The following is a 23,121-nucleotide window of genomic DNA, read 5'->3' on the forward strand; positions in this document are numbered from 1 at the left end:
AAGCTGTCTATGCTCTATTTCTTCCAGCAGGTGCTGAACGGGCTGCATTCGGGCGCGCTCTATGCGCTGCTCGCCTTCGGCTACGTCCTGACCAACGGCATCCTGCACCGGACCAACCTTGCCTATGGCGCGCTGTTCGCCTTTTGCGGCCAGACGATGATCCTGACCGTGGCCTTCGGCTATCAGGTGCTGTGGCTGACATTGCTGGCGGCAGTGGTGCTCGGCGTCGTTACGGCTTTCCTCTATGCCGCACTGATCAGCCATGTACTGTCGCGCAGCGTCTTCGAACCGCTGGCCGACCGAACGCCCAATGCGATCGTGGTGACAACGCTTGGCATTCTGCTGGTGCTGTCGGAAGCAAGCCGCATTGCCGCCGACACGCATGACTGGTGGCTGCCGCCGATGCTGGCGCAACCTATCGTTTTTGCTCAGGACGCCAGCTTCAAGGCGACGCTGACTCTCATCCAGCTCATCGACTGCGCGATAGTTCTGGCGGCAATCATCCTCGCCGCATGGGCGTTTGCCCGCTCAGGCTTCGGCCGCCGCTGGCGCGCCGTCTCTGATGATCCCAAGGCGGCGGCGATGTGCGGCGTCGACGTGCGGAAGGTGTTCCGGCATGCGGTGCTGTCCGGCGGGTTCTGCGCCGCGCTGGCCGGCGTCATGGCCGGCCTTTACTACGGCAATGTCAGCTTCGGCTCCGGCCTCGTCTACGGGCTGAAAATCCTGTTTGTGACTGCAGTGGGCGGCTATCTCTCGCCGCCGCGGGCCGCGCTCGGCGCCGCCGCCTTCGGCATGGCCGAATCGCTATGGGCCGGCTATTTCCCGATAGAATGGCGCGATGGCTGGATGTATCTGTTCCTGGTCGCGGCACTTGTGCTGATCGGTCCCGGCCGCGACCAGCAGAAGATCGCCTGACCGCCGCATCCGGCGTCAGACTTTGGTTGCATGACGTAGCAGCCGGCCGGCACTTTATCCCCTGCCTCAAGTCACAACGGCGTTGATCGCGCCCATGCCATGTTGACCCGCCGAACCACGCGCGGCATACCGTTGGGCCACAGCGGCGCGACGGAAAATAAGGGGAGCCGGCGCGCCTTCGACATCAGGGAGGAATGCATGGCAGGGCTGCTCGCTCTATCCAGAACGATTGACCGTGTGAACGAGTTCATCGGCAGATGGATATCGTGGCTGATCCTGCTGGCAATCCTGGTCAGCGCCGCCAATGCCATCATCCGCAAGGTCTTCGACGTCTCGTCGAATGCCTGGCTGGAACTGCAGTGGTACCTGTTCGGCGCCGCCTTCATGCTGGCCGCCGCCTACACGCTGAAGCAGAACGACCATATCCGCATCGACATCGTCTACGGCATGTGGTCGCGCCGCGTGCAGCACTGGATCGACCTGCTCGGCCATCTGTTCTTCCTGATGCCGTTCGTGACACTGATGGTGATCTATTTCGTCCCTTACGTGTCGCTGTCGTTCCGCAGCGGCGAGATGTCGAACAATTCCGGCGGCCTGATCATCTGGCCGGCCAAGGCGATCCTGCTCGTCGGCTTCTTCCTGCTGGCGCTGCAAGGCGTCTCCGAGATCATCAAGAAGATCGCCATCATGCGTGGCGACATGGATGATCCCAACCCGTTCATATCGGCGCATGAACAGGCCGAGCTCGAGGCGAAGGCACTCGCCGAAGAAGCCAAGGCGCTCGCCCAGGAGGCGCGCCCATGATCGAGTTCATCGCCCAGAACATGGCGCCGATCATGTTCGCCTCGCTGATCATCTTCCTGTTGATCGGCTACCCCGTCGCTTTCTCGCTCGCCGCCAACGGCCTGATGTTCTTCTTCATCGGCGTCGTGCTGTCGCCCTATTCGGGCGGCTCGATCAACCTGGCCTGGCCGCTGCTGCACGCACTGCCCGACAATTTCTACGGCAGCCGGGTGATGTCCAACGACACACTGCTGGCCATTCCGTTCTTCACCTTCATGGGCATCGTGCTCGAACGCTCCGGCATGGCCGAAGACCTTCTCGATACGATCGGCCAGCTGTTCGGGCCGGTCCGCGGTGGGCTTGCCTATGCCGTGATCTTCGTCGGCGCGCTGCTGGCGGCGACGACCGGCGTGGTGGCGGCGTCGGTCATCGCCATGGGTCTGATCTCGCTGCCGATCATGCTGCGCTACGGTTACGACCGCCGGGTGGCGTCGGGCGTCATCGCCGCCTCCGGCACATTGGCGCAGATCATCCCGCCGTCGTTGGTGCTGATCGTGCTGGCCGACCAGCTCGGCCGCTCGGTCGGCGATATGTATGCCGGCGCGCTGATCCCCGGCCTGGTCCTGACAGGCCTCTATGCCCTCTACATCCTGATCATGTCGATCGTCCGGCCGAAGTCGATGCCAGCCTTGCCGCTGGAGGCCCGCACGCTCGGCCACGGCATCCTTTCGCTGCTGGCAGCACTGCTGGTGACAGTAGCGGTTTCCTATGCCGCCTACCGCTATCTCGCACCGGCGCATGGCGACAATGCCGACATCCTCGGCGCAAGCGTCGGCGTGCTGTTCATCTACATCGTGGCGATTGCCGACAAGCGGCTCAACGTCAACATGATGTCCAGGCTGGCGCAGCAGGTGATCATTGTGCTGATCCCACCGCTGGCGCTGATCTTCCTAGTGCTTGGCACCATCTTCCTCGGCATCGCCACGCCGACCGAGGGCGGCGCCATGGGCTCCGTCGGCGCATTGGCCATGGCGGCGGCAAAGGGGCGACTGTCGCTCGATGTCATCAAGCAGGCACTGACCTCGACGACCAGGCTGTCGTCCTTCGTGCTGTTCATCCTGATCGGCGCGCGGGTGTTCTCGCTGACCTTCTACGGCGTCAACGGCCACATCTGGGTCGAGCATTTGTTGACGTCGCTGCCGGGCGGCGAAGTCGGCTTCCTGATCGGCGTCAACCTGCTGGTCTTCTTTCTTGCCTTCTTTCTCGATTTCTTCGAGCTCGCCTTCATCATCGTGCCGCTTTTGGCGCCGGCCGCCGACAAGCTTGGCATCGACCTGATCTGGTTCGGCGTACTGCTCGGCGTCAACATGCAGACCTCCTTCATGCACCCGCCCTTCGGCTTTGCGCTGTTCTACCTGCGCTCGGTCGCCGCACGCGTGCCCTATCTCGACCGCCTCACCGGCAAGCAGATCGCGCCGGTGACGACCGGCCAGATCTATTGGGGGGCGGTGCCCTTCGTCTGTATCCAGGTGATCATGATCGGGCTCACCATCGCCTTCCCGCAAATGGTCATGCACTACAAGGGTGCGGCCGTCGACCCGGGCACGATCGAGATCAAGTTGCCGGACATGCCAGGCCTTGCGCCTCTCGGCACACCACCGCCAGCCGATGGCGCCTCACCCGCGGCGCCACCCTCGAACGATCTGTCGCAGCCGCCGAACTTCGGCGAGACGCCGCCCGCCAAGCCGGCGGCGCCGGCAACCGACCTGTCGCAGCCGCCGAACTTCAACTGATGCCCAAAGTACCGATAACTAAGTGAGGACGTCATGAGAGCCGTGCGCCTGGAAGCCGTGGGCAGCATTGGGCTGCGGGAAGTCGACAAGCCCGTAGCGGGACCGCAGGACGTTCTCGTGCGCATCGAAGCCTGCGGCGTTTGCGGCACCGACCGTCACCTCCTCCACGGCGAATTCCCTTCGAGCCCGCCGGTTACGCTTGGTCACGAATTCTGCGGCATCGTCGAGGCCGTCGGAGAAGCGGTTTCCGGCATCGCCGTCGGCGACCGCGTCACCGGCGATCCCAACATCTCCTGCGGGCGCTGCAGCCATTGCCGGGCCGGCCGCATCAATTTGTGCAGCAATCTCAGAGCCATCGGCATCCATCGCGACGGCGGCTTCGCCGACTATGTCGTGATGCCGCAGAGCCAGGCTTTCCTTCTGCCTGCGAACCTCAAGCCAACGCATGGTGCCTTCTGCGAGCCGCTGGCGTGCTGCCTGCACGCTGTCGACCTCGCCGCCATCAGACCCGGCGCATCGGTGGTGGTGCTCGGTGGCGGCGTCATCGGCCTGCTTACCGTGCAATTGGCCAGGCTCGCAGGAGCGGCGACAATCATCCTGTCGACGCGGCAGGCCTCCCGCCGGGCGCTCGCCGAAGAGCTCGGCGCAACGGCGACGGTCGATCCAGGCGCCGTCGACCCGATCGAGGCCATCGCCGGGCCGGCCGGCCTGGTGCCCGGCGGTGTCGACGTGGTGCTCGAATGCGCGGGTGTCCCCAACACCGTCGAACAATCGATGCGGCTGGCGAAGTCGGGCGGCACGGTGGTGATTGTCGGCGTGATGCCGCAAGGCGTGAAGGTGCCCTTCGAACCGTTCGACATCCTGTTTCGTGAATTGAAGATTCTTGGCTCGTTCATCAATCCCTTCACCCACAGGCGCGCGGCGGACCTTGTCGCCTCCGGGGCAATCGAAATCGACAAGCTCATCTCAAGACAGGTCGGCCTGGAGGAAGCCCCCTCTGTGATCGCCAATCCGGCCGCACCCGGCGAGGTCAAGGTGCTGGTGGTGCCGGGCAAGGGCTGAGACACTCGGCATCAGGCAAAGAAAAACCCCGGGCCGAGCCGCCCGGGGTTTCTTTGAACGTGGACAGTGCGCCTACAGCTTGCCGTTGCGCTGCTGGACCATCATGAAGGTGTCGTAATTGTATTCGGCCACCTGGGCCCAGAGATAGTGCTCCTTGCGGAAGCCCTTGATCGAGTCCCAGATCTTCTTGAACGGTGCGTTGGTGGCTTCCATTTCGGTGTAGACCTCATTGGCCTTCTCGAAGCAGGCAGCCATGATGTCCTGGCTGAACGGGCGCAATTTCGCGCCGCCGGCCACCAGCCGCTTCACTGCTGCAGGATTGAGATAGTCGTATTTCTGCAGCATGTTGGCGTCGGCCGCCTGCGCGGCGGTGTGCACCAGCGACTTGTAGGCCGGCGAAAGCTCTTCGTATTTCGCCTTGTTGAACAAGAGGTGGACGGTCGGGCCGCCCTCCCACCAGCCGGGATAGTAGTAGTAGGGCGCGACCTTGTAGAAGCCGAGCTTCTCGTCGTCATAGGGGCCGACCCATTCGGCGGCGTCGATCGTGCCTTTTTCCAGTGCCGGATAGATGTCGCCACCGGCGATCTGCTGCGGCACGACACCGAGCTTCGAGACAACTTTGCCGGCAAAGCCGCCGATGCGCATCTTGAGGCCGGAAAGGTCGGCGACGGTGTTGATCTCCTTGCGGAACCAGCCGCCCATTTGCACGCCGGTGTTGCCGCCCGGCAGACCGAAAAGACCTTGCGTGGCGAGAAACTCATTGAACAGGTCGATGCCGCCGCCATGGTAGTGCCAGGCGTTCATGCCGCGCGCATTGAGCGAGAACGGCACCGCCGCACCCAGCGCCCATGTCGGGTCCTTGCCCCAATAATAGTATGACACCGTGTGGCAGGCCTCGACGGTGCCGGCAGTGGTGGCGTCGGCGGCCTGGAGGCCAGGCACGAGTTCGCCGGAGGCGAAGACCTGGACCTGGAAATTGCCATCGGTCGCCTCCGACAGCATCTTGGAGAAGACTTCCGCGCCGCCATAGATCGTATCGAGCGACTTGGGAAAGGATGACGCCAACCGCCATGTCACTTTCGGATTGGACTGGGCTATTGCCGGCGCGGCTAGCGTGGCGGCAGCCGCCGCGGCGCCCACGCCGGTGACCCCGGCCTTGCGGATGAATGAACGACGATCCATGCAGTTCCTCCCTATTGGACCAACAAACCGATATCAGGGACATCTCCTCACGCCCCGGTATCGGTTTGCCCGAAACAATACACGGGCAAGGGGTCGAGTCCAGCATGGCAGCGGGATTTGACGGCGGCGCTAGTGACAAATCCGCAGGCTTGGCGCCCGGCCTGCAACTATAGTCTAACGTTTATTGCGTGGCCCATGCGAGACAACGAAACTTGCCATGGAAAATCGCCATCGGATCGCCTATTTTGCAGGCACAATAGCTATTCGCTTCGCGCCAAAAGGGAATCCGGACCCAAAATGCACCAGCCGCTCGTCGCCATATCGACCGACGTCCGTCAGTTCGACAACTACACCTGGCATGCCGCCCCGCAGCAATATATCGAGGCGGCGCTTTCGGGTGCTGGCGTGTTTCCGCTGCTGGTGCCGTCCTTCGGCGACCGGCTCGATTTCGACGAGCTGCTGTCGTCGGTCGACGGCGTCATGGTCACCGGCTCCAAGTCCAACGTCCATCCCTCGCTCTATGGCGGCGACGCCAGCGAGGCCAACGGCCCCTACGATCCGGCGCGCGATTCCACCACGCTGCCGCTGATCCGAAAGGCGATTGAGCGCGGCGTGCCGCTGCTTGCTATCTGCCGCGGCATCCAGGAGTTGAACGTGGCGCTGGGCGGCACGCTAGGCACCGAGATCCAGGAGCGCGAGGGCTCGCTCGACCATCGCGCCCCGGTGAGCGACAATCAGGACGAACGCTTCGCCATTCACCAGACCATTTCGATCAAGCCCGGCAGTTGCCTGGCCGGCGTGTTCGGCCCCGGCGACATCAAAGTCAATTCGCTGCATCGCCAGGCGATCGACCGGCTCGGCTCGAAGCTGCAAATCGAGGCCGTCGCCGGCGACGGTACGGTCGAGGCGGTTTCGGTGAAGGATGCCCGCGCCTTCGCCGTCGGCGTGCAGTGGCACCCAGAATACTGGGTCAAGTCGGACAGCAACTCGGCCAAGATTTTTCGCGCTTTCGGCGATGCGGTGCGCCTGCATGCGGCGGCGAAAGCCGGCGCGCGGGCGGCGGCCGAGTAAACGGCGGCCCGGCGCTTAAACTCGCTAAGCGATATCAGAACTTGTAGCTGAAGCCCACGCGGACAGTTTGAGTCGTCACCTCGGTCGGGTACAGGAAGCTGCTGTCGGTCGCCGGATTGTCGGTGAATTTGCCGAAATCGCTGTAGCGATACTCAACGCGCGTCGTCCAGTTTTGCGTGAAAGCATATTCGACACCGGCGCCCAGCGTCCAGCCAGCCTTCGTATGCGACGAACTGTCCGTCGTTCCGCCATCGTCATAGTGGGTGTCGAAGTGAGCAATTGCGAGACCGCCCGTCGCGTACAGCAGGGCTGGCCCCATCGCATAGCCAAGGCGCGCCCGCAGCGAACCCTGAACGTCGATCTTGGTTTTGATGGTGCCGGCAAATGTTGAATCCACGGAGCCGCTCATTCCAGAGCCTTCGATATCGGCTTCGGCACCGAGAACAATCGAATTGAAGGCCTTGTTGTAGCCGAGGTGAATGCCGCCGAGCACCCCATTGGAGTTCCACGAATCAGCCCAGTCGGAAAAGCCATTGCCGATTTCCGCATCGTGGCTTTTGACATGACCCCAGCCGTAACCAAGCTGCGCGCCTGCGTAGAAGCCGCTCCATTCGTAAGCCACTGGAGCCGCAGCAATCGAATCCGCGGCGAAAGCGCTGCCCGAAAAGGCCGCAAGAATGGTTGACGCAAGAAGGATCGATTTCACGTAGCACCCCCGGATAGAACAGGTGCAGCCTTATCCCGCTTCAGTTGCAATGCAAGAATGTCTGGCTACCTTGAGGCATTCTCGAGGCGCTTTTCCAATCCGGCGTTGCAGAAACCCCACGCTTTTCGCCCGGCGAGCGATCTCCGGCAGATCAATTGTCGGTTGTCGCCAGCGACAGCAGCGGCGTGGCCGGCGCGTAGGATTCGTAACCGTCGCCATCGGCGACCGAGAAGGTGACGATCGGATCGATGCCGTCGGCGCTGAAGGCGACCGTACCATCCTCTCCCTCGCGCCAGAATTTCGCCCGCTCGATGCCAGGCAGCAGCCGGCGGCAATTCGGCGCCACCGTCAACAGCGACAGGCCATCGTTAATCGCGGCGCCGCGGGTGACCGCGCAGTCGCCTTCATCGCCATTGGCGACCAGCCGGAAGCTGGTGGACGGCGTGACCTCGTCGGCAGCGCTTTGGCCAGCGCCACCGTGAAACAGCTGAACGCCGCCAAACAGCGCCGCGGCGGCGATCAATGCGGAAAGTATCTTCATTCTGGTATTCATCCACACATACGCCCCGGATGAATAATCATTTCGAAGGGTTAAGCTGACGTTAATAAATGTGACTTTCGCGCCCCGGCGTTAACCGGCCGCCTTCACATTCACCGTCTCGGGCACCGGCGTCAGCGGCCGGCGCTCGCTGAACCATGAGACCAGATTGTCGACGCACAGATCCGCCATGGCGCGGCGCGTGTGGTGCGAGGCCGAGCCGACATGCGGCAACAGCGAGGTATTGGGCGCTTCGAGCAAGGCCTTGGGTACATTCGGTTCGTCGGCAAAGACATCGAGCCCGGCGGCGGCGATGGTGCCGTTGGCAAGCGCTGCCGCGAGAGCCGGCTCATCGACCGTGCTGCCACGGCCGATGTTGACGAAGACGCCATTGGCGCCAAGCGCGGTCAGGACTTCGGCATTGACCGCCTTCTCCGTGGAAGCGCCGCCCGGCACCACGGAAATCAGCGTATCGACAGCTTCGGCAAGGCCCTTCAGCGTCGGGTGGTATTGGTAGGCGAGGCCTTCGACCTTGCGCCGGTTGTGATAGGCGACCGTCAGCCCGAAGGCTTCCAGCCGGCGCGCAATGGCGAGGCCGATGCGGCCCATGCCGAAAATGCCGACATGACGGCCGCGCAAGGTCAGCCGGCTCAGCGGATAGTTGCCCTTCTTCACCCAGCTGCCGTCACGCAGCCATTTCTCGGCCGTGTACAACTCACGCACGGTGTTGAGCAAAAGGCCGATCGTGGTGTCGGCGACCTCCTCGGTCAAAACATCGGGGGTGTTGGTGACCATGATGTTGTTCTTGGCCGCATGGGCGGCGTCCACCGAATCATAGCCGACGCCGAACGAGGCGATGAGTTCAAGGTTGGGCAAGGCATCCATCATCGCCGCGCTGATGCCGGCGAAGGACGCAATGGCGCGCACGTCACAGCGCATTTCGTCGGTGACCAGCGCCGGATCGGCGCGTTCGATCTTGACCCGTCTGAAGGTGCGGTCGATGCGTTCGACCGCATGGTCGTTGAAATGCCCCGGCACCAGAACGGCGACGGAGTGCAACTGCTCAGGCCTGGTCATGCACGCTCCACCGGCTTGCCGGTCGACTGGCGCACATGCAGTTCCGGCTTGATCAGTTCCTGCGACGGCCGTACCGCCTGTCCGTTCAACTTGTCGAGCAGTGCACTGGCGGCACGGCGGCCGACCTCGCGCTGGCCATTCCAGACTGTGGTGAGCGCCGGTGTCGCGATTGCCGCCTCCTCGAGATCGTCATAGCCGGTGACCGAGATGTCGGCGCCCGGCACCAGGCCGGCACGGGCAATGCCGTTCATCAGCCCTATGGCGACGAGATCATTCCAGCAGCAGGCGGCGGTTGGCTTGTCTTTCAGCGCCAAAAATTGTCCAGCCGCCTCGAATCCGCCCTGCTTGGTGCGCGGCCCGGGAATGCGCCAGGACGGTCGTACCTCCAGTCCGGCGGCTTCCATGGCGTTGAGATAGCCCTGATAGCGGTCGCGCCCGGTCGAGGTCTGGTCGGTGCCGCCGATCATGGCGATGCGCTTGTGGCCAAGCGAGATCAGATGGTTGGTGGCAAGCGCGGTGCCATAGGCATCGTCGCCGCGGAACACCGGCACGTCGGCGCCTTCCACGGTGCGCGCGATCAGCACCGCCGGCAGGCCGTTTTCCTCGGCCATGACGATGTCGGAAGCCGGTGTGCCGATGGCCGGAGACATGATGACGCCGTCGGCGCCGAGCTGCAGCAGCGTGTCGATGAAGGTGCGCTGCTTTTCCAGCTGGTCGTAATGGTTGGACAGGATGAAGGTCTGCCGGCTGCGGTCGAGTTCGCTCTCGATCGAGCGCAATATCTCGGCGAAGAACGGGTTCATGATGTCGTGCACCACGACGCCGACAATGCCCGAGCGCGAGGTGCGCAGTGAGGCGGCGCGGCGGTTGTAGATATAGCCGATGGCGCGGGCATGTTCCTTGATGCGGTCGCGCGTGGCGCCGGCGACCAGCGGGCTGTCGCGCAAGGCAAGGGAGACCGTGGCCGTGGACACGCCAAGCGCATCCGCGATCGTCGAAAGCTTGATCTTTTGTGCCAGCCCTTCGCTCCCCGAGTTTTTTAAATTTTTTAAATGCGGCGTTATGCCATCGGATTCGGAGCAAATCAAAGTTTTTTCGCCAACGCCTCCGCCTCGACGTCGACGGTCGTGCGATTGCGCAGCCGCAAACGGTGCTCGCGATGGATGATGTAGAGGCCGCTGGCGACGATGATGGCAGCACCCACCAGCGTCCAGCGGTCGGGGAATTGGTGGAAGATGATCCAGCCGGACAGGATCATCCAGACCATTTGCGAATACGGATACGGCGCCAGCGCCGTGGTGGTCGCCAGGCGGTAGGCCTGCACCAGCAGCCAGTGGCCGCCGGCGCCGAAGACGCCCAGCATCACCAGGATGAACCAGTGCCAGCCATCCTGCGGCAGCTGATGTGAGAACGGCAGCATCGGCAAAAGCAGCAGAGCCGGCGCCAGCGCCGAAAACAGGATCAGGCTCTCCGAGCTTTCGCTGGCCGACATGCGCCGCGTCATGATGACGTAAAAGCTGTTCGACAGCATCGAGCCGAGCGCAAAGAGATGGCCGACGCCGAAAACGCCGACGCCTGGCCTTGTGATGACGAGCACGCCGACAAAGCCTGACAGGATCGCCAGCCAGCGCCGCCAGCCCGCCCATTCGCCAAGCAGCGGGCCGGCAAGGGCGGTGATCACCATCGGGCCGAAGAAATAGATCGAGGTGGTTTCGGCCAGTTGCAGGGTTTTGAGCGCCATGACGTTGCACATGGTCGAGCCGAACAGCAGTCCGCCGCGCAGGATGTGCGCCGGCAGATTGTTGGCGCGGAACCGCGACGGTTCGCGCCAGCCGCGCAGAAAGACACCGACCAACAGCACATGGACGGTGAATCGGGCCCAGGCGACGATCAGCGCCGAGACGCCGGCCAGCACCAGATATTTGCTCGACGTGTCGAGAAAGGTGAAAAAGACATAGGTGGAAAGCATGAACAGCATCGCCGCGGGCGGCGTTGCGCTTTCGTCTGATTTTGTGGGAACGTTCAAGGTCAGGCCGGGCAGGGAGGATAGACGCCTACCTTTGCGGCAATCGCCGGGACCCGGCAAGCCAAAAGCGACTGGCATAACAGGCGCCGCGCACAGGCTCAGCGCACTGAAACCGAACTGCCTACGAATTAGGCATGCATGCGGGCGCCCTTGGTGATCTTGTCGACAAGTTTCTTGTCGGCGCGCAACGCGATGCCGACGATCTTAGCGTCTTCAGGCGCGAACTCGGCGAAGACGGCGCGGTTGGCCGCATCAAAGCCGGTGGCAAACATCTCCTCGACATAGACTGACGTCACCACGCCGCGCTCCAGCGCCCGCCGGTGGATGGCATTGAGCGTCGGTCCATCGGCCGAAAGCACGATGACCGGCTGGATCGACAGTGGATTGTAAAGGTTGCCGGCGCGGTCGCGGTAGGGTTCGCCGATGATGTCAGGGAATTGCGCGACGATGCCGCTGGTCAGGAACGCCGTGACGTTGAGCTTCTGCCAGATGGGGAGATCGTCCCGCAGCACGATTGCAAATTTCGTATCGAACACCAAGATTAGGACTCCGAGGGCACGCCCATGAAGGGCCGGGATAGGCGATGGCGCACGGTATAGACGGTGAGGCGGCACAGGGTCTTGAACGTTCGTGCGCGGACGATCGCATCGTGTCGGCGCCTGTTACCACCGGGATCGAGCGCATCGAGGCGCATTTCCATGGCAACGCCTTCGACCTGCACCGCCACGATACGCTTGCCATCGGCGTGACGCTTTCCGGCGTGCAGCGCTTCCACTACCGCGGCGCAATCCAGCACAGCATGCCAGGCCAGGTGATCGTGCTGCATCCCGACGAAGTGCACGATGGCGGCGCCGGCACCGAGGACGGGTTGCGCTACCGGATCCTCTATCTGGAGCCGTCGCTCCTGCTCGACGGCCTCGACGGCGCGCCGCTGCCTTTCGTCAGGGATGCGGTGGTCAGCGATCCTGCCTTGCGCGGCACGCTGCTTTCGGCCTTGGCGCCGCTCGACGAGGAACTGGACGAGCTGTTCGTCGCCGATTTCATTGCAGAGCTGGCGCAGCATCTCGGCCGCCATGCCGGACAAAAGGCAAAGCCGATGGGAAAGACGGCCTGGCGCGCGGCGGCGCTGGCGCGAGACTATCTCGAGGAGAACGCCGAGCGTCCCGTCCGTTCCGACGAACTGGAGGCGATCACCGGGCTCGACCGCTATGCGCTGTCACGGCATTTTCGCGCGACCTATTCCACAAGCCCGCATCGTTTCCTGTTGATGCGCCGGCTGCAAAAGGCAAGGCGGATGATCGAGGCAGGCGAGCCCCTCGCCGAAATCGCTGTTGGCGCCGGCTTCAGCGACCAAAGCCATTTCAACAGACATTTCAAGAAAGCATTCGGCCTGACGCCCGGACGCTGGTCGGTGCTGGTGCGCGGACCTTCCGTGGCGGCTTAGCCCAAGACGCGCCGATCAATCGTCGATGTCGGCATCGTCGTCGACGAGGACCAGTTCTTCGTTCGACAGATTGGCCTCGATGCGGGCGAGCAGCTTGAACAGCGTCTTCTGCTCTTTCTTGTCGAGGCCCTTCAAGGCTTGCTTCTCGGTCTTCTTCACCGATTTCTCGATGGCGTGGATGATTTCGCGGCCGGTGTCGGTGAGGAAAATATGCGCTTGGCGGGCATCAGCCGAGGAGGCGCGCTTTTCGAGAAAACCCTGCGCCTGCAGCCGGTTGATGGTCTTGGTGATGGTCGGTGGGCGTACGCCGAGGCGGCCGGCGAGATTGCCCGGCGTCTGGCCGTCCTCGCGGTCGAGCGTCAGCATGATCTGGTCTTGGCCGGCATAGAAGCCGTGCGCCAGAAGCCGCGCCGCCAGCGCGGTTCTTGCCAGCCTTGCCGCCGAATGCAGCCGGCTCATCGTTGCAGTCTTGTCCGCCTTGGCCATGGTGATCCCTCTTCGGCCGTACCGGTGCGTGCAGCATAGACGCAGCCGGCCGGTTGGCAATCGACGATCAAAAAGATTCCGGCTTTCGAAACAGCTTTGCCGGCAAGCATTTGTGGTGCCCGAAATGGTGATGCCAGATGTTTATTTCAGTTAGATGACAAACAAGTTTCCGCCAAGACGATTGCAACGGTTTAACGCGGCGCGGCTCCGCACCGGTCAACGAAGAGGTGTTTCAAGCGACGCGTTGGACGGTCCGCATCCCTCGCACGGGTGATATTTCGACCCACCCATCCGCTTGTCGCGCCTGGGTCAACCGCCCAAGCGGTTTGCCTCGTGCAAAAGGGCGGGACACATCCTATATCAGGCCACAATCCTTTCTTGCGGCCCGGAATTTCGTGGCCCAGCCATTTCGAGGCAAGACATGAGCGATGCACAGACGACGCAAATCCCCGTGACCGTTCTCACCGGCTATCTCGGCGCCGGCAAGACGACCCTGCTCAACCGCATCCTGTCGGAAAACCATGGCAAGCGTTACGCCGTCATCGTCAATGAATTCGGCGAGATCGGCATCGATAACGAGCTCATCGTGGAATCCGACGAGGAAATCTACGAAATGAACAATGGCTGCGTCTGCTGCACGGTGCGCGGTGACCTGATCCGCGTCGTCGAGGGCCTGATGCGCCGCCCCGGCCGTTTCGACGCCATTGTCGTCGAAACCACGGGGCTGGCCGACCCCGTGCCGGTGGCGCAGACCTTCTTCATGGACGATGACGTGCGCTCCAAGACCAAGCTCGACGCGGTCGTGGCGCTGGTCGATGCCAAGCATCTGCCGCTCAGGCTCAAGGACTCCAGGGAGGCCGAGGACCAGATCGCCTTCGCCGATGTCGTTGTGCTGAACAAGACCGATCTCGTCACGCCGGAAGAGCTGGCCAAGGTTGAAGCGACCATCCGCGCCATCAACCCGGCGGCCAGAATCCACCGCACCACCCGCGCCGGCGTGGCGCTGTCCGAAGTGCTCGACCGCGGCGCCTTCGACCTCTCGCGCGCGCTGGAGAACGACCCGCATTTCCTCGAAGCGCACGATCATGATCACGACCACGACCATGATCACCACCATCACGATCATGACGGCCACGACCATCATCACGATCACGCGCACCCCTCCGACATCCATGACGTGACGGTCCAGTCGGTGTCGCTGCGCGGCGGCGAGATGGACCCGAAGAAGTTCTTCCCATGGATCGAAAAGATCACCCAGATGGAAGGCCCCAACATCCTGCGGTTGAAAGGCATCATCGCGCTCAAGGGCGACGACGAGCGCTATGTCATCCAGGGCGTGCACATGATCATCGAAGGCGACCACCAGCGCGCCTGGAAGGACGGCGAGAAGCATGAAAGCCGGCTGGTCTTCATCGGCCGCGAGCTCGATGCCGAGCGGCTGAAGAAGAGCTTCGAGGCCTGCCAGGCGGCCTAGACGCCTTTTATCAATACCAAAAGGTTGATTTTTGTTTCATGTACACATATCATGTGTACATGAAACCGAGGAGGCACCCTATGCCGCGACCCGCTGACAACAAGACTGAGCGCTATCAAATTCGCATTGCGCCCGCGCAGAAGGCGATGATCGCTCGCGCCGCTGCACTGTCGCATCAGGACGTTGCCGATTTCATCCTCAATAAGGTCGTTCCCGAGGCACAGGCTGTGATCGAAGCCGCAGAGGTCACAAAAGTATCCGACCGCAATTTCACACGCATACTCGACCTGTTGGAGAATCCGCCGAAACCCAACGCAAAACTGCGAGCGGCGATCGCGGCTCTGCCGGATACACTGTGACACTTCCGTCCTGGCACGAGCAGCCGATTGCGAAACAGCACGATCGGGCCTCGTTCGACTGCGGCGATGTGCAGATGAACGATTTTCTGCGGCGGTTTGCGCGACAAAGCCATGAACAAAATGCCGCCAAGACCTTCTGTGCGATCGACGACGCGACTACCGAGCGGATTCTCGGCTTTTATACAATCGCGCCGTCTGCAGTAGCTCATGAAAATGTGCCAGTGGCGATGACGAAGGGGTTGGCGAGGCACGAGGTTTCCGGTTTCAAGCTCGCCCGTCTCGCGACCGATCGCAGCGTCGCAGGGCAAGGGCTGGGAGGTCAATTGCTGGCCGCCGCTGCGCTGCGCTGCTTGCGCCTCGCTGGCGAAGGTGGCGGCGTCCTGCTCATCATTGACGCCAAGAGTGAGCGGGCTGCAAGCTGGTATGCCGGCTACGGCGCCGAGCCTCTCCAAGGCCAACCTCTGACTCTGGTGATGCCGCTTGCGACTTTCGCGACGGAGTTGCGGGCAAAGGGGCTGCTTTGATGCCCTTCCACCTGCCCTTCACGGACCACCGCCGATCCCTATGGTTGCCGATGAGGGAAACGTCGAGTAAGCCGCCAAGATAAATCTAAAACCTCGTTCCCTAGGGAAGCCATGCCGACCGTTGCCCCGCTTGATCTCGAAGGTCACTGCCTTGCCGCCGTCTTCCTCGACAATGTGCCGCATTTTGCGCTGGCTGATGGCGCTGTGCATCGGCTCGACAATGGCCACAAGACAATTCAGGCCAATGACGGCCTGCTTTCCACGTTCCATGACGCCGCCAATGACCGGCTGATCACCGGCGGCGAGGACGGCAAGGTGTTTTCCGTTAGCGCAGGCGGCGCCGTCAGCGAACTGGCGAGCGCCGGCAAGAAATGGATCACCAGCGTTGCCGCCGGGCCGCAAGGCGCCATCGCCTATGCCACGGGCAAGACCGCCTTCGTGCGCTTCGCCGATGGCAAGACCAAGGAATTTACCCATCCGCGTTCGGTGGAGGGCTTGGCCTTCTCGCCCAAGGGCATGCGCTTCGGCGTCGCCCGCTACAATGGCGCGACGCTGCATTTCCCGGCCGCTGAGGGCAAGCCGGCGGAGCTCGAATGGGCCGGCGCCCATACCGGCATCACCTTTTCGCCAGACGGCGCCTTCCTCGTCACCACGATGCAGGAAAACGCGCTGCATGGCTGGAAGCTCGCCGACGGCAAGCACATGCGCATGACTGGCTATCCCGGCAAGGTCAAAAGCCTGTCGTGGAGCGTGAAGGGCAAGTGGCTGGCGAGTTCCGGCGCGCCGGCGGCGATCGTCTGGCCGTTTTCGGGCAAGGATGGTCCGATGGGCAAGGCGCCGCTGGAACTCGGCACGCGCGGCAACGCCATGGTGACTTCAGTCGCCTGCCATCCGAGCCAGGATGTCGTCGCGGTCGGCTATGACGACGGCATGATCATGGCGGTGCGCTTCGCCGACGCCAGGGAGGTGCTGCTGCGCCGTCCGGGCAAAGGCGCCATTACATCGATGATGTGGGACAAGGAAGAGCGCCGCGTCGCCTTCGGCAGTGCCGCCGGCGATTGCGGCGTCATCGATATCTCCGCCTGACACCTACTCCGCCCCGCACGACACCTTGCCGGTCAGCTCTTTCGGCTTGCCGTCCTTTTCCGTGTCGGCGGCATTGTCATAGATGGCGAGCGTGTACTGGCCCGTCATAGACGCCTTCGTCGCTGGTCTTGGTCAGGATCGTCAGTTCGACAGAGTTGAATTTATCGCCGAGCTGATGCTCATGGTAGATGTTCAGCCGCAACTCCTTGTCGTCCAGCCAGTACTGGGTGAGGTCGGAATCCTCGAAGACGGTCTTGCGCAGGCTGTCGCCGTCAGGCCGCCCGAGAATTTCGAGATCGCCGCGAAAATTGAAGGTGGGGCCGCCCATGCCTCTGGTGACGCCGGCGCCGACATCGAATTTCACCATCGCATCGTCGACATCGCACCAGATACCGCCGGATGCCGAAGCCGCGCCGGCCGACAAGAGTAGCGCTACAGTGCAGATGATTGTTCGCATTTTTCTCCCCCCAAACCACAAAACCGACCGCATTGGCGCCTGACCGCGCCGCAAGGTCAAGCCTGCCGAACTTGCCGCTGAGCCAATGCAGGGCATCGACCCGGCCAATTGCGGTTGCCGACGCCAATTGGCTAGTGTGCCTGCCGAGAGGGATTTCATGCACAGCACTGACAGTTCAAAGACGTCCATCGGCGGCATCAGCGCTGCCCGCATCGCTGCATTGCGCGAGAGCGAGGCCGAAACGTTCCGCAAGGCGCGGCCGAAATCGGCAGCCAAGGTGGGCAACGGCCTGCCCGGTTTCTTCGGCGGCGTACCGATGCATTGGATGAACGACTGGCCGACGCCGTTCCCGATCCTGGTCGAGAGCGCCAAGGGCGCCACCATCACCGACATTGACGGCAACAGGCTCGACGATTTCTGCCTCGGCGACACCGGCTCGATGTTCGGCCACTCGCCGCCGCCGGTCGCGCGCGCCATCCGCCGCCAGGCCGGACGCGGTCTGACCTACATGCTGCCGTCGGAGGACGCGCTGGCGATCGGGTCGCTTCTCGCGCAGCGCTTCGGCCTGCCGTTCTGGCAGATCGCCACCACTGCCACTGACGCCAACCGCTTCGCGCTGCGCGTCGCCCGCGCCGTCACCGGCCGCGAAAAAATCCTCGTCTTCAATGGCTGCTATCACGGCTCGGTCGACGAGACGATGGTGCGGCTGGTCGACGGTATCCCGGTCAACCGGCCGGGACTGGCGGGCGAATTCCGCGACCTGACCAAGACGGCGAAGGTCATCGAGTTCAACGATGTCGCCGCGCTGGAAGCGGCACTCAAGCACAAGGATGTCGCCTGCGTCATCGCCGAGCCGGTGCTGACCAATTCCTGCATGGTGCTGCCCGATCCGGGTTTCCACGATGCCTTGCGCAAACTGACGCGTGCGGCCGGCACGCTGCTGCTGATCGACGAAACGCACACCATCTCCACCGGCCCCGGCGGCTACACCAAAAAATTCGGACTGGAGCCGGACTTCTTCGTTTTGGGCAAGCCGATTGCCGGCGGCGTGCCGGCGAGCGTGTGGGGGATGAGCGACGACGTCGCCACCCGCTATGCGGATTACAACAGGACCAAGCAACCGGGCTATTCCGGGATGGGCACGACGTTGTCCGCCAATCCGCTGCAGTTCGCAGCGATGCGCGCGACGCTCGAAGAGGTGATGACGCAGGAGAATTACGACCGGATGGACCGTCTGGCGCTGCGGCTCGACGCCGGGCTGACCGGGGTCATCGATCGCTACAATCTGCCCTGGCATGTCGCCCGTGTCGGTGCACGCGTCGAGTTCATCTGCGCCCCCGGCCCGTTGCGCAATGGCGCCGAGGCGGAAGCGGCGCACGCGCCGGAGCTCGAGGCGGCTGTGCATGTCGCGCTGGTCAACCAGGGCGTGCTGATCGCGCCTTTCCACAACATGATGCTGATCTCGCCGGCCACCACCGGCGCCCAGGTCAACCGGCTGATCACCGCCTTCGCCACAGTTGCGGCAAGGCTGACGGCATGAGACAAGCGACTGAACGAGCGGCTACCGAACGGACCGCCAAGGAAACCTTGAGTACAGTAATCATGACTTCACCTTCGGGCTCGACGCCCGCCGAGGCGCAAGCCTTTCTCGACGCCCATCCTGAAATCGAAGCTTTTGACATCGTCTTGACCGACGCCAACGGCGTCGGTCGCGGCAAGATCGTGCGCCGGCATGAGCTGAAAAGCATCTATGAGGGCGGCCGCCACATGCCGATCTCGATCCTCGGCCTCGATATCACCGGCGAGGATGTGCACGAGACCGGGCTGATCTGGACGACCGGCGACGGCGATCTCAGGGCGTGGCCGATCCCCGGCACGTTGGTGCCGCTCTACGGCACTAGCCCGCCCCGCGGCCAGCTTCTGATGGCGATGTACCATCTCGAGGGACAGCCAATGTCGTCGGACCCGCGGCTGGCGCTTGCCCGGCAGGTCGACATATTGGCGGCCAAAGGCCTCTACCCCGCCGGCGCTTTCGAGCTCGAATTTTTCCTGCTGGCCAATGAGCGCGACGCCGACGGCAAGGTGAAGCCGGCGGACGCCGTGCTCGACGGCCGCCGCTCGGCCAAGACCGAGGTCTATTCGGTCGACCATCTGCACGGCATGGAGCCGCTGTTTTCCGACATCTATGCCGCGGCCAAGGCGCAAGGCATTCCGGCCGAGACGGTGATTTCCGAATATGCGCCCGGCCAGTATGAATTGACGCTGAACTACCGCAAGGATGTGATGCGGGCGGCCGATGATCTGGTCATGCTGAAGCGGTTGGTGCGGGCGCAGGCGCGCCGCCATGGCGTCACCGCCTGCTTCATGGCCAAGCCGATCGAAAAATACGCCGGCTCGGGCATGCATTTCCATGTTTCGCTGCAGGACAAGAACGGCCGAAACGTCTTTGCCGAGGCCGGCGGCGAAAGCTGGTCGCTGCCGCTGCTGCAGGGGCTCGGCGGCCTGATCCAGACCATGGCGGAATCAATGCTGGTGTTTGCACCGCACGCCAATTCCTGGCGGCGCTTCGTCTCGCAATCCTATGCGCCGGTGGCGCCGACATGGGGCGTCAACAATCGTTCGGTGGCGCTGCGCGTGCCGGCGGGCGATGCGAAGAACCGGCGCATCGAACACCGACCGTCGGGCGTCGACGCCAATCCCTACCTGATCGCCGCAACCGTGCTGGCCGGTATCGTCAAGGGACTGGACGAAGGTCTCGACCCCGGCCCAGAGACAACCGGCAACGGCTATGAAGCAGCCGTCACGCGCACGACCATGCCGGTCGACTGGCGCGCCGCGATCGAGGCGGCCCGAGCATCGAGCTTCCTGAAAGAGGCGTTGGGCGAGGATTTGCACCGCACCTTCGTGGCAATCAAGCAGTCCGAATATCTGCGCGTTGCCCGCACGGTGAGCGAACTGGACTACCACCTCTATTTGCACGAAGTTTGATGGCCCGCTCCGCGACTCAGCGGATCAGAATCGCCCTCAAATCATTCACATTCGTTCCCGTCGGCCCCGGCACAAACAGATCGCCAACCGCATTGAACGCCGTCCAGGCATTGTTCCCCGCCAGCATCGCCTTGGCATCGACGCCAGCTGCACGCATGCGCGAGACGGTCGAGCCATCTGCGAAGGCGCCGGCATTGTCTTCCGAACCGTCTATGCCGTCCGTGTCGGCGGCCAGTGCATGGATATTGTCCGCACCGCTGATGCCGATGGCGAAGGCGAGCAGGAATTCAGAATTGCGGCCGCCCTTGCCTTTGGCACGCAAGGTGACCGTCGTTTCGCCACCGGACAGGATCAGCACCGGCTTCTGGAACGGCCGGTTGCGCGTCGCCACTTCGCGCGCGATCGCGGCATGCACGCCACCGACCTCACGGGCCTCGCCCTCGATGGAATCAGAGAGGATGACGGCTTCGATCCCTTGCCGTTTTGCCTCAGCGGCTGCTGCTTCCAGCGACACGCCGGCCGAGGCGATCAGATGCACTTCGTTGCGTGAAAAGCGCTGGTCATCCGGATCTGGCGCATCCGCCTCTGGCGAATTGATATGCGCCATGACGGCGTCGGGCAGCTTCATGCCATAGGCTGCGATCGACGCCAGCGCATCGGCGCGGCTGCCGGTGTCGGGAACGGTCGGGCCGGAGGCGACCAGAGCCGGGTTGTCGCCGGGAATGTCCGACACGACCAGCGACACGACCTTGGCCGGCCAGGCGGCCGCCGCCAGCCTGCCGCCCTTGATGGTCGAGACATGCTTGCGAATGGTGTTCATGGCCGCGATCGGCGCGCCGGAAGCGAGCAGCGCCTCGTTGACGGCGATCTCGTCGGCCAATGTCAGGCCGGCGGCAGGCGATGGCAACAACGCCGAGCCGCCACCCGATATCAGCGCCACGACCAGATCGTCAGCCGTCAGCCCCTGCACCTTCTCGAGCAGCCGCCGCGCGGCCTCAAGCCCGGCGGCGTCCGGCACCGGATGCGCCGCCTCGATGATTTCGATGCGCTCGCATTTGGCGCCGTAGCCATAGCGGGTGACGACCAGCCCTTCGATGGGGCCTTCCCACGCCTTCTCGAAAGCCGCCGCCATCTGCGCCGATCCCTTGCCGGCGCCAATGACGATGGTGCGGCCCTTGGGCTTGGCCGGCAGATGATCCCTGATCGTCCGCTCGGGATCGGCGGCAGCGACAGCGGCATTGAAGATCGAGATGAGGAAAGGCTTGGGGTCGGTCATTTTGCTTCCGGCGGCAGAGCTAATTTGTGCGCGTCGACGCCCAGATGCTTGCAGATCGCCTCGACGACGACGCCGTGGTCGTCACGCTCCGGCAGGCCGGAGACCGTAATCGCGCCGATGACGCCGGCGCCCTTGACCGTAATGGGAAAGCCGCCGCCGGCCAACACATAGTCGACAACGTCCAGCCCTTCGCCGATCTTGAAGGTGCGGTCGGGGCGCTGCTGTTCCAGCACCATGCGATAGGTGCTTTTGAGATAGCGCTTGACCACGTTGATCTTGCGCCGCGCCCAATCCGGATTGGAGGCATTCGAACCAGGCATCGCGGCATAAAACAGCGGCCGATCCCACAGCCTGATGTCGACGATGATGGGCATGGCCTCGGCCAGCGCCCGCTCACGGATCGCCGCGCCGATCTTGAAGGCGACGGCCTCGTCAAAGGCCGGGAAGACCAGCGTCTCTTCCTGTTTCTGGATCAAAGCGATATCGTCCGCAGCGGCCATGGTCTTCCCCTGTCAAATGTCGCCGCACGGTTTGACCGATGGCTGCCGTGGGGTCAAGCCTGGCTGGCCATGTCTGCCTTGGCCGGCCGCCCCGCGACATAGACTTCGCGCACCGCGCGGTCGTCGCCCAGCGTCTGCAGCAGGAACAGCTCTTCGGCCAGCGTCTCCACAGTTTCCATCCGCAGCCGCATCGCCGGCGTGGCGCGGGCGTCGAGCACGGTGATGTCCGCGTCGGTGCCTTCGTCGAGCGTGCCGACCTTCTCCGCCACCGACAGCGCCTCGGCATTGCCGCGCGTTATCTGCCAGAAGGACTGGAACGGGTTCAGTTTCTCGCCATTCAGCGCGATCACCTTGTAGCCTTCGTCCATGGTGCGCAGCATCGAATAGTTGGTGCCGCCGCCGACATCCGTCGCGGCGGCGATCCTGATCGGCTTGTCGCGGCGGCGAAAACGCTGGTAGTCGAACAGGCCCGAACCGAGGAACAGGTTGGAGGTCGGGCAGAACACCGCCACCGAGCCTGAGTCCGATAGCGCATCCGCTTCGCGCTCCGACAGATGGATGCAGTGGCCGAACAGGCTCTTTTTGCCCAACAGACCGTACTGTTCATAGACATCAGTGTAATCGCGCGCCTGCGGGTAGAGCTTTTGCGTGAAGGCGATCTCGGCGTGGTTTTCCGACAGGTGCGTCTGCATGTGCAAATCGGGGTGTTCGCGGCAAAGCGCGCCGGCCATCTCCAGTTGCTCCGGCGAAGAGGTGATGGCGAAGCGCGGCGTGATCGCATAAAGCTGCCGGCCCTTGCCATGCCATTCCGCAATCAGCGCCTTGGTATCGTCATAGCCGGATTGCGGCGTGTCGAGCACGCCTGCCGGCGCGTTGCGGTCCATCATCACCTTGCCGGCGATGTTGAGCATGTTGCGGTCATGCGATTCGGCGAAGAAGGCTTCGGCCGAGGCCTTGTGAACGGAACAATAGGCGGCAACCGTGGTCGTGCCGTGGCGCACCATTTCGTCCAGGAACAGCCGGGCGATGCGGCGACCGTGCTGCGCGTTGGCGAATTTGGTTTCTTCGGGAAAAGTGTAGGTGTTCAGCCAGTCGAGCAACTCGGCGCCGTAGGAGGCGATGACCTGCATCTGTGGGAAATGCACATGGGCGTCGATGAAGCCCGGCAGCAGCAAATGCGGCCGATGGTCGATTTTCCTTACGCCCTCGCCGGCCTGTTTTTCTACTTGCCCATAGGCACCGGCAGCGACGATACGGCCGTCGCGGATCAAAAGGCCGCCATCCTCCTCGTAGCGCCAGGCGGTATGGTCGTCTATTGCTTCGGGCCAGCGCAAAAAGCTCAGCGTGCGGCCGCGCAGAAGTGTGGAGGTCATG

Annotated in this window: 24 protein-coding genes; 12 read left to right on the forward strand and 12 right to left on the reverse strand. The window is 63.2% G+C overall.

Features of this window, described 5'->3' with window-relative positions; translation table 11 throughout:
- Positions 1–9 precede the first annotated feature (9 nt).
- The 4 genes from AC1DYO_RS01365 (at position 10) to AC1DYO_RS01380 (ending at position 4,553) form a co-directional block, all read left to right on the forward strand.
- Positions 10–915, forward strand: a complete 906-nt coding sequence (locus tag AC1DYO_RS01365; protein WP_477259563.1) for a branched-chain amino acid ABC transporter permease — start codon at positions 10–12, stop codon at positions 913–915.
- A gap of 198 nt (positions 916–1,113) precedes the next feature.
- Entirely contained in the window at positions 1,114–1,719 is a 606-nt protein-coding gene (locus AC1DYO_RS01370; protein ID WP_477259565.1) for a TRAP transporter small permease subunit, read from the forward strand.
- A complete protein-coding gene (locus tag AC1DYO_RS01375) occupies positions 1,716–3,491 on the forward strand; it encodes a TRAP transporter large permease (protein WP_477259567.1) in 1,776 nt (591 codons plus the stop codon). The genes AC1DYO_RS01370 and AC1DYO_RS01375 overlap by 4 nt, the downstream gene beginning before the upstream one ends.
- 33 nt (positions 3,492–3,524) lie before the next feature.
- On the forward strand, positions 3,525–4,553 hold the full coding sequence (locus AC1DYO_RS01380; RefSeq protein ID WP_477259569.1) for a zinc-dependent alcohol dehydrogenase family protein: 1,029 nt from the start codon (positions 3,525–3,527) through the stop codon (positions 4,551–4,553).
- Positions 4,554–4,625: 72 nt separating this feature from the next.
- Here AC1DYO_RS01380 and AC1DYO_RS01385 read toward each other — a convergent pair whose 3' ends face one another.
- Entirely contained in the window at positions 4,626–5,735 is a 1,110-nt protein-coding gene (locus tag AC1DYO_RS01385) for a TRAP transporter substrate-binding protein (protein WP_181056664.1), read from the reverse strand.
- A 297-nt stretch (positions 5,736–6,032) separates the two neighbouring features.
- On the opposite strand from AC1DYO_RS01385, the gene AC1DYO_RS01390 reads away from it, so the two are divergent.
- Entirely contained in the window at positions 6,033–6,806 is a 774-nt protein-coding gene (locus tag AC1DYO_RS01390) for a gamma-glutamyl-gamma-aminobutyrate hydrolase family protein (RefSeq protein ID WP_477259571.1), read from the forward strand.
- Positions 6,807–6,840: 34 nt separating this feature from the next.
- Here AC1DYO_RS01390 and AC1DYO_RS01395 read toward each other — a convergent pair whose 3' ends face one another.
- The 6 genes from AC1DYO_RS01395 to AC1DYO_RS01420 all read right to left on the reverse strand — a co-directional run bounded on the left by AC1DYO_RS01395 (position 6,841) and on the right by AC1DYO_RS01420 (position 11,689).
- A complete protein-coding gene (locus AC1DYO_RS01395; RefSeq protein WP_477259573.1) occupies positions 6,841–7,512 on the reverse strand; it encodes an outer membrane protein in 672 nt (223 codons plus the stop codon).
- 151 nt (positions 7,513–7,663) lie between these two features.
- Positions 7,664–8,053 (reverse strand): hypothetical protein, encoded by a 390-nt coding sequence (locus tag AC1DYO_RS01400; protein ID WP_477259575.1) that lies wholly within the window; start codon positions 8,051–8,053, stop codon positions 7,664–7,666.
- 90 nt (positions 8,054–8,143) lie between these two features.
- Complete coding sequence (locus tag AC1DYO_RS01405; protein WP_477259577.1) at positions 8,144–9,127, reverse strand: 2-hydroxyacid dehydrogenase; 984 nt, start codon at positions 9,125–9,127, stop codon at positions 8,144–8,146.
- Positions 9,124–10,146, reverse strand: a complete 1,023-nt coding sequence (locus AC1DYO_RS01410) for a LacI family DNA-binding transcriptional regulator (RefSeq protein WP_181056868.1) — start codon at positions 10,144–10,146, stop codon at positions 9,124–9,126. The genes AC1DYO_RS01405 and AC1DYO_RS01410 overlap by 4 nt, the downstream gene beginning before the upstream one ends.
- A gap of 65 nt (positions 10,147–10,211) precedes the next feature.
- The gene (locus AC1DYO_RS01415; protein WP_477259579.1) at positions 10,212–11,096 is read right to left on the reverse strand and encodes a DMT family transporter; all 885 of its coding nucleotides are present in this window, start codon (positions 11,094–11,096) and stop codon (positions 10,212–10,214) included.
- Positions 11,097–11,281: 185 nt separating this feature from the next.
- Entirely contained in the window at positions 11,282–11,689 is a 408-nt protein-coding gene (locus AC1DYO_RS01420; protein ID WP_477259581.1) for a DUF2000 family protein, read from the reverse strand.
- 47 nt (positions 11,690–11,736) lie between these two features.
- On the opposite strand from AC1DYO_RS01420, the gene AC1DYO_RS01425 reads away from it, so the two are divergent.
- On the forward strand, positions 11,737–12,597 hold the full coding sequence (locus AC1DYO_RS01425; protein WP_477259583.1) for an AraC family transcriptional regulator: 861 nt from the start codon (positions 11,737–11,739) through the stop codon (positions 12,595–12,597).
- Between the two features lie 15 nt (positions 12,598–12,612).
- On the opposite strand, the gene AC1DYO_RS01430 is transcribed toward AC1DYO_RS01425, so the two are convergent.
- Complete coding sequence (locus tag AC1DYO_RS01430; RefSeq protein ID WP_023694717.1) at positions 12,613–13,083, reverse strand: MarR family winged helix-turn-helix transcriptional regulator; 471 nt, start codon at positions 13,081–13,083, stop codon at positions 12,613–12,615.
- A gap of 421 nt (positions 13,084–13,504) precedes the next feature.
- Here AC1DYO_RS01430 and AC1DYO_RS01435 point away from each other — a divergent pair, with 421 nt between their 5' ends.
- The 4 genes from AC1DYO_RS01435 (at position 13,505) to AC1DYO_RS01450 (ending at position 16,526) form a co-directional block, all read left to right on the forward strand.
- Positions 13,505–14,557, forward strand: coding sequence for a CobW family GTP-binding protein (locus tag AC1DYO_RS01435; protein ID WP_477259585.1), 1,053 nt, complete (start codon positions 13,505–13,507; stop codon positions 14,555–14,557).
- A gap of 80 nt (positions 14,558–14,637) precedes the next feature.
- Positions 14,638–14,916: a type II toxin-antitoxin system TacA family antitoxin gene (locus tag AC1DYO_RS01440; protein WP_477259587.1), complete on the forward strand. Its 279-nt coding sequence runs from the start codon at positions 14,638–14,640 to the stop codon at positions 14,914–14,916.
- On the forward strand, positions 14,913–15,440 hold the full coding sequence (locus tag AC1DYO_RS01445) for a GNAT family N-acetyltransferase (protein WP_477259589.1): 528 nt from the start codon (positions 14,913–14,915) through the stop codon (positions 15,438–15,440). The genes AC1DYO_RS01440 and AC1DYO_RS01445 overlap by 4 nt, the downstream gene beginning before the upstream one ends.
- A 111-nt stretch (positions 15,441–15,551) precedes the next feature.
- Complete coding sequence (locus AC1DYO_RS01450) at positions 15,552–16,526, forward strand: WD40 repeat domain-containing protein (RefSeq protein WP_477259591.1); 975 nt, start codon at positions 15,552–15,554, stop codon at positions 16,524–16,526.
- Between the two features lie 76 nt (positions 16,527–16,602).
- Here the strand turns inward: AC1DYO_RS01450 and AC1DYO_RS01455 are convergent, their stop codons facing one another.
- Positions 16,603–16,983, reverse strand: coding sequence for a hypothetical protein (locus AC1DYO_RS01455; RefSeq protein WP_477259593.1), 381 nt, complete (start codon positions 16,981–16,983; stop codon positions 16,603–16,605).
- A gap of 157 nt (positions 16,984–17,140) precedes the next feature.
- Here AC1DYO_RS01455 and AC1DYO_RS01460 point away from each other — a divergent pair, with 157 nt between their 5' ends.
- Positions 17,141–18,523: an aspartate aminotransferase family protein gene (locus AC1DYO_RS01460; RefSeq protein WP_477259595.1), complete on the forward strand. Its 1,383-nt coding sequence runs from the start codon at positions 17,141–17,143 to the stop codon at positions 18,521–18,523.
- Positions 18,524–18,585: 62 nt separating this feature from the next.
- On the forward strand, positions 18,586–19,971 hold the full coding sequence (locus AC1DYO_RS01465; RefSeq protein ID WP_477259597.1) for a glutamine synthetase family protein: 1,386 nt from the start codon (positions 18,586–18,588) through the stop codon (positions 19,969–19,971).
- A 16-nt stretch (positions 19,972–19,987) separates the two neighbouring features.
- Here AC1DYO_RS01465 and AC1DYO_RS01470 read toward each other — a convergent pair whose 3' ends face one another.
- Genes AC1DYO_RS01470 through guaD form a run of 3 tightly spaced genes read right to left on the reverse strand, consistent with a single transcriptional unit; the run spans position 19,988 to position 23,120 of the window.
- A complete protein-coding gene (locus AC1DYO_RS01470) occupies positions 19,988–21,247 on the reverse strand; it encodes a glycerate kinase type-2 family protein (RefSeq protein WP_477259599.1) in 1,260 nt (419 codons plus the stop codon).
- Positions 21,244–21,747, reverse strand: a complete 504-nt coding sequence (locus AC1DYO_RS01475) for a heme-degrading domain-containing protein (protein ID WP_477259601.1) — start codon at positions 21,745–21,747, stop codon at positions 21,244–21,246. Before AC1DYO_RS01475 ends, AC1DYO_RS01470 begins: the two co-directional genes overlap by 4 nt.
- Before the next feature lie 53 nt (positions 21,748–21,800).
- Positions 21,801–23,120: a guanine deaminase gene (gene guaD / locus AC1DYO_RS01480; protein WP_477259603.1), complete on the reverse strand. Its 1,320-nt coding sequence runs from the start codon at positions 23,118–23,120 to the stop codon at positions 21,801–21,803.
- Position 23,121: the final 1 nt, after the last annotated feature.

It is taken from the genome of Mesorhizobium sp. P2_F5, from assembly GCF_056403715.1.

Coding starts and splice junctions, on each gene's coding strand:
- AC1DYO_RS01365 (WP_477259563.1), top strand. CDS start 10: ATGCTCTATTTCTTCCAGCAGGTGCTGAACGGGCTGCATTCGGGCGCG.
- AC1DYO_RS01370 (WP_477259565.1), top strand. CDS start 1,114: ATGGCAGGGCTGCTCGCTCTATCCAGAACGATTGACCGTGTGAACGAG.
- AC1DYO_RS01375 (WP_477259567.1), top strand. CDS start 1,716: ATGATCGAGTTCATCGCCCAGAACATGGCGCCGATCATGTTCGCCTCG.
- AC1DYO_RS01380 (WP_477259569.1), top strand. CDS start 3,525: ATGAGAGCCGTGCGCCTGGAAGCCGTGGGCAGCATTGGGCTGCGGGAA.
- AC1DYO_RS01385 (WP_181056664.1), bottom strand. CDS start 5,735: ATGGATCGTCGTTCATTCATCCGCAAGGCCGGGGTCACCGGCGTGGGC.
- AC1DYO_RS01390 (WP_477259571.1), top strand. CDS start 6,033: ATGCACCAGCCGCTCGTCGCCATATCGACCGACGTCCGTCAGTTCGAC.
- AC1DYO_RS01400 (WP_477259575.1), bottom strand. CDS start 8,053: ATGAAGATACTTTCCGCATTGATCGCCGCCGCGGCGCTGTTTGGCGGC.
- AC1DYO_RS01405 (WP_477259577.1), bottom strand. CDS start 9,127: ATGACCAGGCCTGAGCAGTTGCACTCCGTCGCCGTTCTGGTGCCGGGG.
- AC1DYO_RS01415 (WP_477259579.1), bottom strand. CDS start 11,096: ATGCTTTCCACCTATGTCTTTTTCACCTTTCTCGACACGTCGAGCAAA.
- AC1DYO_RS01425 (WP_477259583.1), top strand. CDS start 11,737: ATGGCGCACGGTATAGACGGTGAGGCGGCACAGGGTCTTGAACGTTCG.
- AC1DYO_RS01430 (WP_023694717.1), bottom strand. CDS start 13,083: ATGGCCAAGGCGGACAAGACTGCAACGATGAGCCGGCTGCATTCGGCG.
- AC1DYO_RS01435 (WP_477259585.1), top strand. CDS start 13,505: ATGAGCGATGCACAGACGACGCAAATCCCCGTGACCGTTCTCACCGGC.
- AC1DYO_RS01440 (WP_477259587.1), top strand. CDS start 14,638: ATGCCGCGACCCGCTGACAACAAGACTGAGCGCTATCAAATTCGCATT.
- AC1DYO_RS01450 (WP_477259591.1), top strand. CDS start 15,552: ATGCCGACCGTTGCCCCGCTTGATCTCGAAGGTCACTGCCTTGCCGCC.
- AC1DYO_RS01455 (WP_477259593.1), bottom strand. CDS start 16,983: ATGCGAACAATCATCTGCACTGTAGCGCTACTCTTGTCGGCCGGCGCG.
- AC1DYO_RS01460 (WP_477259595.1), top strand. CDS start 17,141: ATGCACAGCACTGACAGTTCAAAGACGTCCATCGGCGGCATCAGCGCT.
- AC1DYO_RS01465 (WP_477259597.1), top strand. CDS start 18,586: ATGACTTCACCTTCGGGCTCGACGCCCGCCGAGGCGCAAGCCTTTCTC.
- AC1DYO_RS01470 (WP_477259599.1), bottom strand. CDS start 21,247: ATGACCGACCCCAAGCCTTTCCTCATCTCGATCTTCAATGCCGCTGTC.
- AC1DYO_RS01475 (WP_477259601.1), bottom strand. CDS start 21,747: ATGGCCGCTGCGGACGATATCGCTTTGATCCAGAAACAGGAAGAGACG.
- guaD (WP_477259603.1), bottom strand. CDS start 23,120: ATGACCTCCACACTTCTGCGCGGCCGCACGCTGAGCTTTTTGCGCTGG.